This window comes from Streptomyces sp. NPDC001904 (assembly GCF_040297005.1).
Taxonomy (GTDB): domain Bacteria; phylum Actinomycetota; class Actinomycetes; order Streptomycetales; family Streptomycetaceae; genus Streptomyces.
Map to the genome: position 1 here is coordinate 1 of NZ_JBEOYI010000059.1, position 12,017 is coordinate 12,017.

Sequence of the window (12,017 nt, forward strand, 5' to 3'; positions counted from 1 at the left end):
TCCCACGACGAGGTCGTGCACGGCAAACGCTCCCTGGTCTCCAAGATGCCCGGCGACTGGTGGCAGCAGCGCGCCAACCACCGCGCCTACCTCGGCTTCATGTGGGCCCACCCCGGCAAACAACTCCTCTTCATGGGCCAGGAGTTCGCCCAGGGCGCCGAATGGTCCGAAGCACACGGCCCGGACTGGTGGCTGCTCGATCCGGCGTACGGGGCCGAGCCCGACCACCGCGGCGTGCGCGACCTCGTACGGGATCTGAACACCGTCTACCGGGAAGCGCCCGCCCTGTGGGAGCGGGACACCGACCCGTCCGGTTTCGAGTGGGTGGCCGGTGACGCGGCCGAGGACAACGTCTTCGCGTTCCTGCGCCACGCGGCGGACGGCACCCCGCTGCTCGCGGTGTCCAACTTCTCCCCGGTCGTGCGCGGCGAGTACCGGCTCGGCGTCCCGGACGCCGTGCCCGCCTGGCAGGAGGTGCTCAACACCGACCGGGGCCGCTACGGCGGCGGCGACGTCACGAACCCCGAGCCGGTGAAACCGGACGACGTACCGGCGCACGGCCGCCCGGCCAGCGTGCGGCTGACGCTTCCCCCGCTCGCCACCGTCTGGTTCCGCCCCGCCTGACGCCCCCCGCTCCCCCGTGGCCCGGCCGGTCCCTATAGTCGGCCGGGCCGACGATTCACGGGGGTTCGGAACCGAATGCAGTCCAAGAGATCACTGGCGGCCGTCCTGCTGAGCGCCGTCGCCGTGCTGCTGCTCGGCGCCTGCGGGACGCTGCGGGCCGGGCCGGGCGGCGGTCCGGCGACGCCGTCGCAGTCGCCGCACTGGCAGACGTTCGCCCCGATCGGGGTGACGGCCGCCCGCCTCACCGCCGACGGGCGCACGCTCAGTGTCGTCGCCGAGGTGCCCGAGGGCGGGAAGACGTGCGTACGCGACCTGAAGGCGGCCGTCACCTCCACCTCGGACCGCACGGTGTGGGTGCAGGTCACCTACGCGTCCCTGACCGGTGACCCGGACGCCCACTGCACCGGGACCACGACGGGCACCGCGCAGGTCCGGCTGCCGTCCGCGCTCGGACACCGCGAGCTGTCCGTGGACAACGACACGACGTTCACCGCGGACGACGCCGCCCTGCCGCAGCTGCGGCTGTGCGGGGACCTCGGCTGCCATCCGGCCCCCACCGGCTGCACCCCCGCCTCGTACGACCAGGCGGTGATGGCGCTCGACGTCCCGGACCACACCCAGCGCGGCGACGAGCACTGCGACGGGAAGTGGCTGGTGTTCGACGTCTCCTCGCGGATGGGCCCGGCCTGCCCCGAGGGGGAGGCACCCGGCTGCGGGGCCTCCCTCAGCGACCGCTGGTTCTTCCGCGCGCAGAAGTCCGGCTGGACGCCGGTCGCCCGCGGCCGGCGGGGCGGCTGCGCCGACGTGCACCGCGTCGAGCCCGCCTTCCCCGCCGCGCTCTGCGCCGGCCTGCCGCCGCTGGACTAGCCGAGCGCCGCGGGCAGTTCACCGGTGTGCAGCACGCCGAGCCGCTGGGTGGCCCGGGTCAGCGCCACGTACAGGTCGCTGGTGCCGTACCGGCCCGGCTCGACGACGAGCACCGAGTCGAACTCCAGGCCCTTGGCCTGCCGCGGGTCGAGCAGGACGACGGTGTGCGTCAGGTCGGGGGCGTCGCCCGCCGTCGCCCCCGGCACCTTCGCCGCGAGGTCCGCGTGCAGCTCGCGCGGGGCGATCACGGCGAGCCGGCCCTCCTCGGGGGTGAGTTCGGCGACGGCGGCGGCGACGGCCGCGGGCAGGTCGTCGGTGGCCCGCACCCAGGGACGTACCCCCGTCGACCGGACGGACGACGGCGGCTCGAAGCCGGGGTGCTCGGCGCGGATCACGGCCGCCGCGAGCTCCATGATCTCGCTCGGCGTGCGGTAGTTGACGCCGAGCCGGGTGTGCTCGAAGCGGTCCTCGACGTACGGCGCGAGGATGTCCGCCCACGAGCCGACGCCCGCCTCCTCGCTGGTCTGCACGGGGTCGCCGACCAGCGTCATGGACCGGGTGGGCGAGCGCCGCATCAGCAGCCGCCACGCCATCGGGCTCAGCTCCTGCGCCTCGTCGACGATGATGTGGCCGAAGGCCCAGGTGCGGTCGGCGGCGGCCCGCTCGGCGGCGCTGCGGTGGTCCTCCTCCTCGTACCAGTCGGCGACCCGGTCCGCGTCGACGATGTCGTGCGCGGCCAGCACCTCGGACTCGTCCTCGTCCTCGAACTCGAAGGACTCGGAGCCCTTGGACAGGTCGAGGACACCCTGCGCGTAGGCGATCCGCTCCTGGCGCGCGGCCTCGGCGGCGGCCCGCTCGGCGGAGTCGTCGTGCCCGAGGAGTTCGGCGGCCTCGTCGAGCAGCGGCACGTCGCCGGGCGTCCAGTCGGCGGGGCCCGTGACCTCGCGGCGGATGGCGGCGGCCGCCTCGTCGGGCAGGTGGACGGGGTCGGCCAGGAAGTCCGCGACGAACTCCTCCGCCGTGAGCCGCGGCCACAGGTCGGCGATGGCGGCGTGCACCTCGGCGCTCGCGGCGACGCCCTTGCCGAGCTGGGCGAGGTCGTCGGCGCCCAGGAAGTTCGGCCCGCCGTAGGGGTCGGCGCCGATCCGCTCGGCGAGCTGCTCGGTGAGCGCGTCGATGACGCGGAACGCGAAGTGCGGGCGGGCGAGGTTGTGCGGGAGCAGGGTGTCCCGGGCGGCCTGCCGGGCCTCGTAGGCGATCTCCCAGTCGAGGATCAGGTCGCCGTCGTCGTGCCGGATCACCAGCGGCGCGCCGGGCTCCGGGAGCTGCTGGCGGTCGCGCACCGCGAGGGCGAGCGCGTCGGCCATCTCCGCCGCGCCCTTCACGGCGGCGGCCCGGGGGGTGTCGGCGGCGGTGGCGTGGACGCCCGGGAACAGCTCGCCGACGGTCGCGAGCAGCACGCCGGTCTCGCCGAGCGCGGGCAGCACCTCGGAGATGTAGGAGAGGAACGCCGGGTTGGGGCCGACGATCAGCACCGCGCGCTTGGCGAGCAGCTCCCGGTGCTCGTACAGCAGGAACGCGGCACGGTGCAGGGCGACGGCGGTCTTGCCGGTGCCGGGACCGCCCTCGACCACCAGCACACCCCGGTGGTCGTGGCGGATGATCCGGTCCTGCTCGGCCTGGATGGTCTGCACGATGTCGCCCATGCGGCCGGTGCGCGCGGAGTTCAGCGCGGCGAGCAGCACGGCGTCACCGGAGGGGTCCTCGAAACCGGTGCGCTCGTCGTCGCCGAGGTCGAGGATCTCGTCGTGCAGTTCGGTGACGGTCCGGCCCTCGGTGGTGAGGTGCCGGCGCCGGCGGAGCCCCATCGGCGTGTGCCCGGTGGCGAGATAGAAGGGGCGGGCCACCGGCGCACGCCAGTCGATGAGAATCGGCGTGTGCTCGGTGTCGTCCGCGCGAATTCCGAGACGGCCGATGTGGTGCGCGATGCCGTCCGTGAGATCGATCCGGCCGAAACAGAGCGAGCCGTCGACCGCGTTCAGCGCGGCGAGCAGACCGGAGCGCTCCACGACCAGCAGGTCCCGCTCCAGGCGGGCCTGCTGGCCGGTGCCGACCGGCGTCAGGGCGTTCGTGACCGAGTCGGCGGCCTCGCCGCGCAGCGCGTCGACGCGCGCATAGAGCCGGTCGATGAATTCCTGTTCCTTTTGGAGTTCCTTCTCGGATGCGGCGGATTCCCGGCTTGACAAAACTGCTCCCTGCCCGGTACGGTGTGTTTAGTTGGCCCCCTGCGAGGGGCCTTTTCTGTGGGCACACAGAAACACCGAATATACCCCGGGCAGGGCTTCCTTCCAAGCCGCGGATAAATCCGCCCGTGTATTCAGAGAGCCTCGGCCAATTCCTCCAGCAGGCGCCGCTTCGGCCGGGCGCCGACCCGTGACCACACGGGCTCCCCGTCCTTGAAGACCATCAGCGTCGGCATGGACAGCACGCCGTACTTCACGGCCGTCTCCGGATTGGCGTCGACGTCGATCGCCACGACGTCGAGCCGCTCCCGCTCCTCCTCGGCCACGGCCCGCAGCACCGGGGCCAGTTGCTTGCACGGCCCGCACCACTCGGCGGTGAACTCCACCAGTACCGGCCGGCCCGCCCTGACGACCTGCTCGTCGAAGTCCGCGTCGGTCACGTCCCGGAACGCCATCGTGTTCACTCCCTCAGTTCGCAGCGCGGCGCGGAGTCGTCCTCCGCGGCCAGCGCGTCCATGGCCCGCTCGGCGCGCGCCAACTGCGCACCGACCGTGTCCCGTACGGCGCTCAACTCGCCGATGAGCGAGTCGAGTTCGGCGAGCTTGCTGCGGTACACGGCGAGCGACGCCGGACACGAGTCGCCCTCCGGGTGCCCGGCCCGCAGGCACTCCACGAACGGCCGGGTCTCCTCCAGGTCGAACCCGAAGTCCTGGAGCGTGCGGATCTGCCGCAGCGCCCGCAGGTCGTCCTCGTCGTAGGTCCGGTAGCCGTTCCCGCCGCGCCGGGCGGGCAGCAGCCCGCGCGACTCGTAGTACCTGAGCGTCCGCGGGGTCACCCCGGCGCGGTCCGCGAGCTCTCCGATGCGCATGCCTACGACGGTAGACGTTGACCCTGACGTCAGGGCCAGTCCCGGCGCTGCCGTACTCGACCGACGTACGCACATCAGTACCTACCTGCACATAACGGCACACACCGGCAATCCACCGGCATCCAGAAGGAGAAACATGAGCAACGACGGCACCTGGCTCCTCGGCGGCGACCTCCCGGTCCGCCGGATCGGGCTCGGGGCGATGCGGCTCCCGGGCCGCATCGCCTTCGACAACACGTCGGTCGCCGACCGCGCGCGGTCGATCCGCGTGCTGCGCCGGGCCGTCGACCTCGGCGTGAACCATCTCGACACGGCCGCCTTCTACTTCTCCGCCCGCCGCTCGGCCAACGAACTGATCGGCGCGGCCCTCGCCCCCTACCCCGAGGACCTGGTCATCGCCACGAAGGTCGGCCCGCGCCGCGACCGCTCCGGCGCCTGGGCGCCCTGGGCCCGCCCCGACGAGCTGCGCGGCGACGTCGAGGAGAACCTGCGCCAGCTGGGCCGCGACCGGCTCGATGTGGTCAACATGCGGGTGAACGAGGGGACGGCACCGCTCATCGCGGAGTACGTGGGTGAGCTGGCGCGGCTGCGGGACGCGGGCCTGATCCGCCACATCGGGGTGTCGGGCGTGGACGTGGCGGCGCTCGCCGCGGCGCGGAAGGAGGCGCCGATCGTGTGCGTGCAGAACCCGTTCGGCCTGGGCCGGACCCGGCCGGGCGACGCCGAACTCCTGCACGCGTGCGCCGAGTCGGGCATCGCCTTCGTGCCGTTCTTCGCGATCGCGGGCGACGGCGGACACCAGGGCGCGGCCGGGAGCACGACCGCCGGCGCCGCGCTCGCGGAGACCGCCGCCGCCCATGGCGCGACCCCCGCCCAGATCAGGCTGGCCTGGACCCTGCACCAGGGCCCGCACGTGCTCGCCATCCCCGGCACCGGCGACCCGGATCACGTGGCCCAGAACGTGGCGGCGGCCGCGATCCGGCTCACGCCGCAGGAGGTACGGGCGCTGGGCACCGTCACCGGCTGACGGCGAACGGGCCGTGCAGCGCGGCCCATTGCAGCAGCAGGACGGTCTTGCCGTCGGCGATGCGCCCGTCGCGCACCATGGCGAGGGCATCGCCGAAGGGCAGTTCGAGCACCTCGATGTCCTCCCCCTCCTCGGCGAGACCGCCACCGGCGCCGGTGCGGTCGGCCGGGGTGTAGGGCGCCGCGAAGAAGTGCAGCCGCTCGGTGACCGAGCCGGGGCTCATGTAGAGCTCGGCGACGGGAGTGAGGGGCCCGAGGACGACCCCCAGCTCCTCGGCGCTCTCGCGCCGGATCGCCGCGAGCGGGTCGTCGCCGTCGAGCAGCCCGGCCGCCGCCTCGACGAGCATGCCGTCGGGGTGGCCGTTGACGTAGGCCGGGTAGCGGAACTGCCGGGTGAGCAGGACCCGGCCGCGCCCGGTGTCGTACGGCAGGACGACCGCGCCGTTGCCCCGGTCGTACGTCTCGCGCTGCTGGGTCTCCCAGCGCCCGTCGCGGCGCCGGTAGTCGAAGGTCGTCCGGCGCAGCACGTGCCAGCCCCGCGAGGTCAGCTCCACGTCCCGGACGACCACATCGGGGTTGCGGTCGAGGCCGCGTCCGGCGAGGTCGAGGCCGGTGCGGCCGCGGTGGTCGGGGACGTCGACGCCGGGCCGCCCGGCGTCCGCGCTCACGCGGTCCCCCGCTTCCCCGGGGCGAGACGCGGTATCTCCGCGACGTCGTGGAAGACGGGCAGGCCGCGGCGGCGGGCGACGGCCACGTCCTGGTCGGCGCCGGCCGATTCCCCGGGGAGCCGCAGCACGGCGTCGCAGCGGGCGAGCAGCCGTTCGGCGGCCGGATAGAGCACCTGGTCGGCGAGGGGGTCGGTGGGTCCGGCACCGGCGGAGCGCAGGACGGGCAGCGCGACCCACTCGCCGATCATCGGCAGGTGCCCGGCGGCGAAGACGGGCCAGGCGGCCTCTTCGAGGCGGGCGAGGTTCGCGGCCATGGCGCGGGGGTCGCCGTCGGTGCCGGAGCGGTAGGGCCCGGCGATGAGGACGAGCAGGGGCCGCTCGGTGGTGGCGCCCTGACGGGAGTGCTGATCGTTCATGACGCGCTACGATACACACAGACCACGCAGAAACGTGCAACAACAGGAGAGACTACGGATGCTGGCTGCCGAACGGCGCGAACACCTGCTGGGCCTGCTCGCCCGCGAGGGCAAGATCGTCGCCAAGGACGTCGCCGCCGAGCTGGGCATTTCCGAGGACAGCGTGCGCCGCGATCTGCGCGACCTCGCCGCCGAAGGACTGTGCCAGCGGGTCTACGGCGGAGCGCTGCCCGCCTCCCCCGCGGTCGCGGACTACGCCACGCGCACGACCGTCGCGCCCGACGGCAAGCAGCGGGTCGCCGCGGCGGCCGCCGCGCTGGTGCGGCCGGACAGCGCCCTGATCCTGGACGGCGGCACGACGGCGCTCGCGGTCGCCCGCCACCTCCCGCCGGATCTGCCCTGCACGGTGATCACCCACAGCCCGACGATCGCCGCGGCCCTGCTCGGCCATCCCCGGGCGGAGCTGTTCCTGCTGGGCGGCCGCGTCTTCAAGCACTCGGCGGTGACCTGCGGCGCGGCCGCGGTGGAGGCGGCGCAGAACGTGTCGGCGGACCTCTGCCTGATCGGTGTCACCGGCGTCCATCCGGAGGCCGGCCTGACCACGGGGGACGCCGAGGAGGCCGCGATGAAGCGCGCCCTGGCGGCCCGGGCGGCGGACACGTACGTCCTCGCCTCGTCCGAGAAGATCGGCACGGCGTCGCGGTACCGGGTGCTGCCCTGGGCGGACGTCACCGCCGTGATCACGGACGCCGACCCCGGCCACCCGGTGGTCGAGCGACTGACGGCCATGGGCGTGGAGGTCCTGGCGACCTGACCGGACCGGGCACAGGATGTCGGGCCGGGCACCCTCGCCCGCTCCTAGCGTGGGGGCACAAGGACCGAGCAGGCAGGCCGGGGACGGCCGGAAGGGAGCCCGGGGTGCTGGACCGCCTCAACCAGGCCATGGACCGCATCGAGCAGCGGCTCGACCAGGACCTCGACGTGGCGGAACTGGCACGGACCGCGGCCACGTCGGAGTACCACCTGCGGCGGATGTTCTCGGCGCTCGCCGGGATGCCGCTCTCGGAGTACGTGCGCCGGCGGCGGCTCACCGTGGCGGGCGCGGACGTCCTCGCGGACCGGGAGCCGCTGCTGACGATCGCCGTGCGGTACGGGTACGGCTCGGGCGAGGCGTTCGCTCGGGCGTTCCGCGCACTGCACGGGATCGGCCCCGGCGAGGCCCGCCGCACCGGCGCCGCTCTCGTCTCCCAGCCCCGGCTCGCCTTCCGCCTCACCGTCGAAGGGAACAGCAGCATGCGCTACCGCGTGGTGGACCGCCCGGAGTTCACGGTCGTCGGGCCCAAGGCCCGGGTGCCGCTCGTGTACTTGGGGCCGAACACGGCGATCGAGGAGTTCGTCCGCGGCCTCGACCGCGGCGTCCTGGAGGAGCTGGAGAAGCTGTCGGAACGCACCGGCGGGGAGCCCCGGGGCATCCTCGCGGTCTGCGACGACCTCGACCCCGGCCGCGCCGAGGGCAGCGAACTCGACTACTACCAGGCGGTGTCCGTCCCCGCGGGCACCCCGGCTCCCGATGCCCTGCCCACGCTGGCGGTCCCGGCCGGGACCTGGGCGGTGTTCACGACGTCGGGCCCGGCACCGGAGGCCGTCCAGCGGTTGTGGAGCGACGTGTACACCGAGTGGTTCCCGTCGAACCCGTACCGCACCCGCCCCGGCCCCGAACTGCTGCGCACCCGCTTCACCCAGTCGCCGGACGGCCCCACGGCGGACGCCGAACTGTGGCTGCCGGTGGAACGCGAGCGCTCCGGCGGCTGATTGTCAGTGCGGGCGGCTACGTTGGCGCCATGACTCACGACGTACGCGTTCCTCTGCCCGCGGCACGGTATCTCGACTGTCTGGCCGCCGACTTCGACCGACTGCGCTCCGTCGCCACCGCCGCCGACCCGGGCGCCGTGGTGCCGAGCTGCCCCGACTGGACCGTAGCCGACCTGGTGCGGCACGTCGGCCAGGTCTACGTGGACAAGACGCACGCGATCCGCGAGGGCGCGGAGACCGAGTGGCCCCCGAAGGGCACGGCGGACGCCGAGCCCTTCGCCCTCCTCGACCGTGCGTACGCGGATCTGCGCGAGGAGCTGACGACCCGGGACCCCGGGGACCCGGCGGGCGGCTGGTACGCGCCGGACCGGACCGTCGGCTTCTGGATCCGCCGCATGGCCCAGGAGACGGTGATCCACCGCATCGACGCCGAGCTGGCCGCCGGGCAGCAGATCGCCCCCGTCCCCGAGGACCTGGCGGTCGACGGCATCGACGAACTCCTGAAGGTCTTCACGTCGTACGCCGTGTCGGAGTGGCCGGACTACTTCACGGACACGCTCGCCGGATCCCCCGCCCGCACCGTGGACGTCCAGGCCCTGGGCACCAAGGCGGCGGCCTGGCGCGTCGGCATCGGCCCGGCCGGCTTCACGGTGGAGGACGGACCGGGCGACGGCCCGGCCGACCTCACCGTGTCCGCCCCACCGGCCGCACTGCTGCGCGACCTGTGGAACCGGCGACGCCCGGCCGAACCCTCCTCGGTGACCGCCACCGGCCCAAAGGAGCACCTCCGGCAACTCCGAGCCTGCCTCACCATCGCCACGCAGTGACGAGCGCGCGCTCACCCCTTCCCGGAACCAGCACCGGCACCGGCGGCGACAGCGACCACGTCGCCGCCGGTCCCGGCCGGGGAATCGGGCTCGGCAGCAGCACGCCGCCCCGGCAGCAGCACAGCCACCACCACGGTCCCGACCCCGAGAATCACGGCCCCGACCACACTGGTGTGCGCCACCGCGTCCGAGAACGCCGCCCCCACGGCATCCCCCATCTCCCGTGCCCCGTCGGCAAGCTGACCGGCCTGCGCCTTCCACTGCGCGGCCTGCTGCGGATCCCCGGCCCCCTGAGCCCGCTCGGCGAGCTGCTGAGCCTGCTCCCCGATCCGCTGCGCGACGGCGTACCCGGCACCGACGGAGTCCTGCGCCGTGGACAGCGCGTCCCCGGGCAGCCTGGTCCCTCCCGCGGCATCGGCGAGACGCGACGAGTACGACCCCGCGAGCACCGACCCGAGAAGGGCGATGCCGAGCGACCCGCCCAGCTCCAGCGAGGTGTCGTTGACGGCACCGCCCACCCCCAGCTCGCTCTCCGGGAACGCCCCCATGATCGCGTCGGTGCACGGCGACAGCGCGAGTCCGATCGCCAGCCCGAGGATGACGAGCGGCAGCACGAAGTCCCCGTACGCCGCCCCGGCGTCGATGCGCGTCAGCAGCGCGAGCGCCACCGTCCCCCCGACCATTCCGGCCGTGACGGTGATCCGCATGCCGATGCGCGGCGTGAGATACCCGGTCAGCGCCGAGCCGACGAACACGGCACCGGCCAGCGGCAGCATCCGTACGCCGGTCTCCCAGGCGTCGTACCCGAGCACGAACTGAAGATCCTGGGTGAGGTAGTAGAACGCCCCGAAGACCGCGAGGAAGAACAGCGCGACGGCGAGGTTGGACCCCGCGAACCGCCGGTTGGCGAACCGCCGTACGTCCAGCACCGGCCGCGGATGCCGCAGCTCCCACACCACGAACGCCACCAGCGCAACGCCCGCCACCACGGCGGCGGACACGGCCTTGACGCCCCAGCCGAAGTGCGGGCCCTCAATGATCATGTAGACGAGCGCCCCGACCCACACGACGGACAGCACTCCGCCGACGTAGTCGATCCGCCCGTGCCGCTCGGCCTTCGACGGCGGTACGAGCACGAGCGCACCGACGATCGCGACGGCGGCGACCGGCACGTTGATCAGGAACGTGGACGCCCAGCCGTGGTTGCGCAGCAGCGCCCCGGCGACCAACGGCCCGGCGGCGATGGCGAGTCCGGCCGTCGCCGTCCACAGCACGATCGCCTTGGCCCGCTCGGCCCGCGGGAACGTGGCGGCCAGCAGCGACAACGTCGCAGGCATGATCATCGCGGCGCCGACCCCCATGACGGCCCGCGCGGCGATGACCCCGGTGGAACTGTCGACGAGCGACCCGGCGACGGCACCGCCCCCGAACACGACCAGCCCCAGCAGCAGCGCACCGCGCCGGCTGTACTTGTCGCCGATCGCGCCGAGCAGCAGCATCAACGCCGCGTACGGCACGGTGTAACCGTCGATGACCCACTGCAGATCGGCGCTGCTCAGACCCAGATCCCGGGTCATGTCGGGCGCCGCGACCGTGAGCGCCGTATTGGCCATCACGATGATCAGCAGGCTCAGACAGAGCACGAGCAGCGCCCACCAGCGGCGGGCGTACGGCCGGTCCATGGTGTCGACCGGCTCGTTCATGACGAGACGCATGACGCGGAAACCCCTCCAGAGGCAGGACAGCACAGACGCAACCAGCTTGCACACGTCTGTGCAATTACACAGTGATGTGCAATTTACGCGCTTGCACATCACTGTGCAAAACCGCTGCTGCCCGACGACCACCTGCCGGTCCCGTCCTGCCCCCAGGCACAATGAACGCGTGACTCCCGCCTCCGCCTCCGTACGAGCCGACGCCAATCGCCGCCGCATCCTGGACGACGCGCTGGCGGAGCTGTTGCGCGATCCCGACGCGTCGATGGACCAGATCGCCCGCGCCGCGGGGGTGGTGCGCCGCACGGTCTACGGGCATTTCCCGAGCCGGGACGCGCTCATCGAGGCTCTGGTGGACGACGCGGCACAGGCGGTGGCCGACGCGCACCGTGCCGGCCGTGAGGGTGTCGCCGACCCGGCGGAGGCGGTGGCCCGCTCGATCCTGGCCATCTGGCCGATCGCGGACCGCTACCGCCTCCTGGTCCATCTCGCTCAGCGCAGCGTCACGGTGGAGGGCATCAGGGCTCGCCTGACGCCGGTCCGCGAGGCGTGCACGGAGTTGCTCCAACAGGCCTTGGAGAAGGGCGAGTTCGACTCTCCGCTACCGGCCGAGGCCCTGGCCCATGTCCATGAGCAGGTGCTGTTCGGCCTGATGGAGGCGGTGAACGAGGGCGTGCTCCCGGCGGAGGACGCGGGCCGCGCCGCGGTCGTCGCGGTGCTGTCGTCGGCCGGCTATCCGACGAAGGACGCGAAGCGCCTGGCGGCGACGGCCTGACGGTCCCGCCGCCTCGGCGGAATTCCGCCCCGTAAACGCAGAAAACCCCCGTGCACAATGCACGGGGGTTTTCTCAAGATCTGTTCGGCGGCGTCCTACTCTCCCACAGGGTCCCCCCTGCAGTACCATCGGCGCTGTAAGGCTTAGCTTCCGGGTTCGGAATGTAACCGGGCGTT

The 12,017-nt window shown here is 73.2% G+C and carries 13 protein-coding genes and 1 rRNA gene; 7 read left to right on the forward strand and 7 right to left on the reverse strand.

Translation table 11 applies throughout. The features are described 5' to 3' along the window. Both ABT127_RS38985 and ABT127_RS38990 read left to right on the forward strand, forming a co-directional pair. A partial coding sequence (locus ABT127_RS38985) for an alpha amylase C-terminal domain-containing protein (protein ID WP_351461255.1) occupies positions 1-624 on the forward strand: 624 nt, incomplete at its 5' end. Positions 625-699: 75 nt separating this feature from the next. Continuing rightward, on the forward strand, positions 700-1,491 hold the full coding sequence (locus ABT127_RS38990) for a hypothetical protein (RefSeq protein WP_351461258.1): 792 nt from the start codon (positions 700-702) through the stop codon (positions 1,489-1,491). Here the strand turns inward: ABT127_RS38990 and ABT127_RS38995 are convergent. The 3 genes from ABT127_RS38995 to ABT127_RS39005 all read right to left on the reverse strand — a co-directional run bounded on the left by ABT127_RS38995 (position 1,488) and on the right by ABT127_RS39005 (position 4,602). Next, positions 1,488-3,737, reverse strand: coding sequence for a HelD family protein (locus ABT127_RS38995; protein ID WP_351461260.1), 2,250 nt, complete (start codon positions 3,735-3,737; stop codon positions 1,488-1,490). The genes ABT127_RS38990 and ABT127_RS38995 overlap by 4 nt on opposite strands. 131 nt (positions 3,738-3,868) lie before the next feature. Beyond that, the gene (gene trxA / locus ABT127_RS39000) at positions 3,869-4,189 is read right to left on the reverse strand and encodes a thioredoxin (protein ID WP_351461263.1); all 321 of its coding nucleotides are present in this window, start codon (positions 4,187-4,189) and stop codon (positions 3,869-3,871) included. Between the two features lie 5 nt (positions 4,190-4,194). Then, complete coding sequence (locus tag ABT127_RS39005; protein ID WP_351461266.1) at positions 4,195-4,602, reverse strand: MerR family transcriptional regulator; 408 nt, start codon at positions 4,600-4,602, stop codon at positions 4,195-4,197. 136 nt (positions 4,603-4,738) lie between these two features. Between ABT127_RS39005 and ABT127_RS39010 the strand changes: the two genes are divergently transcribed. Beyond that, positions 4,739-5,629, forward strand: a complete 891-nt coding sequence (locus ABT127_RS39010) for an aldo/keto reductase (RefSeq protein WP_351461269.1) — start codon at positions 4,739-4,741, stop codon at positions 5,627-5,629. On the opposite strand, the gene ABT127_RS39015 is transcribed toward ABT127_RS39010, so the two are convergent. Then, entirely contained in the window at positions 5,619-6,296 is a 678-nt protein-coding gene (locus ABT127_RS39015; RefSeq protein WP_351461272.1) for an NUDIX domain-containing protein, read from the reverse strand. The genes ABT127_RS39010 and ABT127_RS39015 overlap by 11 nt on opposite strands. Further along, the gene (locus tag ABT127_RS39020) at positions 6,293-6,712 is read right to left on the reverse strand and encodes a DUF4406 domain-containing protein (RefSeq protein WP_351461275.1); all 420 of its coding nucleotides are present in this window, start codon (positions 6,710-6,712) and stop codon (positions 6,293-6,295) included. Before ABT127_RS39020 ends, ABT127_RS39015 begins: the two co-directional genes overlap by 4 nt. A 58-nt stretch (positions 6,713-6,770) precedes the next feature. Here ABT127_RS39020 and ABT127_RS39025 point away from each other — a divergent pair, with 58 nt between their 5' ends. The 3 genes from ABT127_RS39025 (at position 6,771) to ABT127_RS39035 (ending at position 9,351) form a co-directional block, all read left to right on the forward strand. Continuing rightward, entirely contained in the window at positions 6,771-7,526 is a 756-nt protein-coding gene (locus tag ABT127_RS39025) for a DeoR/GlpR family DNA-binding transcription regulator (RefSeq protein WP_351461278.1), read from the forward strand. Between the two features lie 104 nt (positions 7,527-7,630). After that, positions 7,631-8,524: an AraC family transcriptional regulator gene (locus ABT127_RS39030; RefSeq protein ID WP_351461280.1), complete on the forward strand. Its 894-nt coding sequence runs from the start codon at positions 7,631-7,633 to the stop codon at positions 8,522-8,524. Positions 8,525-8,553: 29 nt separating this feature from the next. Beyond that, the gene (locus tag ABT127_RS39035) at positions 8,554-9,351 is read left to right on the forward strand and encodes a maleylpyruvate isomerase family mycothiol-dependent enzyme (protein WP_351461282.1); all 798 of its coding nucleotides are present in this window, start codon (positions 8,554-8,556) and stop codon (positions 9,349-9,351) included. A gap of 11 nt (positions 9,352-9,362) precedes the next feature. On the opposite strand, the gene ABT127_RS39040 is transcribed toward ABT127_RS39035, so the two are convergent. Next, positions 9,363-11,066, reverse strand: coding sequence for an MFS transporter (locus tag ABT127_RS39040; protein ID WP_351461285.1), 1,704 nt, complete (start codon positions 11,064-11,066; stop codon positions 9,363-9,365). Positions 11,067-11,235: 169 nt separating this feature from the next. Here ABT127_RS39040 and ABT127_RS39045 point away from each other — a divergent pair, with 169 nt between their 5' ends. Next, positions 11,236-11,841, forward strand: a complete 606-nt coding sequence (locus ABT127_RS39045; RefSeq protein WP_351461287.1) for a TetR/AcrR family transcriptional regulator — start codon at positions 11,236-11,238, stop codon at positions 11,839-11,841. Positions 11,842-11,923: 82 nt separating this feature from the next. On the opposite strand, the gene rrf is transcribed toward ABT127_RS39045, so the two are convergent. After that, positions 11,924-12,017 (reverse strand): 5S ribosomal RNA (gene rrf / locus ABT127_RS39050); the annotation flags it as partial.

Coding starts and splice junctions, on each gene's coding strand:
- ABT127_RS38990 (WP_351461258.1), top strand. CDS start 700: ATGCAGTCCAAGAGATCACTGGCGGCCGTCCTGCTGAGCGCCGTCGCC.
- trxA (WP_351461263.1), bottom strand. CDS start 4,189: ATGGCGTTCCGGGACGTGACCGACGCGGACTTCGACGAGCAGGTCGTC.
- ABT127_RS39005 (WP_351461266.1), bottom strand. CDS start 4,602: ATGCGCATCGGAGAGCTCGCGGACCGCGCCGGGGTGACCCCGCGGACG.
- ABT127_RS39010 (WP_351461269.1), top strand. CDS start 4,739: ATGAGCAACGACGGCACCTGGCTCCTCGGCGGCGACCTCCCGGTCCGC.
- ABT127_RS39020 (WP_351461275.1), bottom strand. CDS start 6,712: ATGAACGATCAGCACTCCCGTCAGGGCGCCACCACCGAGCGGCCCCTG.
- ABT127_RS39025 (WP_351461278.1), top strand. CDS start 6,771: ATGCTGGCTGCCGAACGGCGCGAACACCTGCTGGGCCTGCTCGCCCGC.
- ABT127_RS39035 (WP_351461282.1), top strand. CDS start 8,554: ATGACTCACGACGTACGCGTTCCTCTGCCCGCGGCACGGTATCTCGAC.
- ABT127_RS39040 (WP_351461285.1), bottom strand. CDS start 11,066: ATGCGTCTCGTCATGAACGAGCCGGTCGACACCATGGACCGGCCGTAC.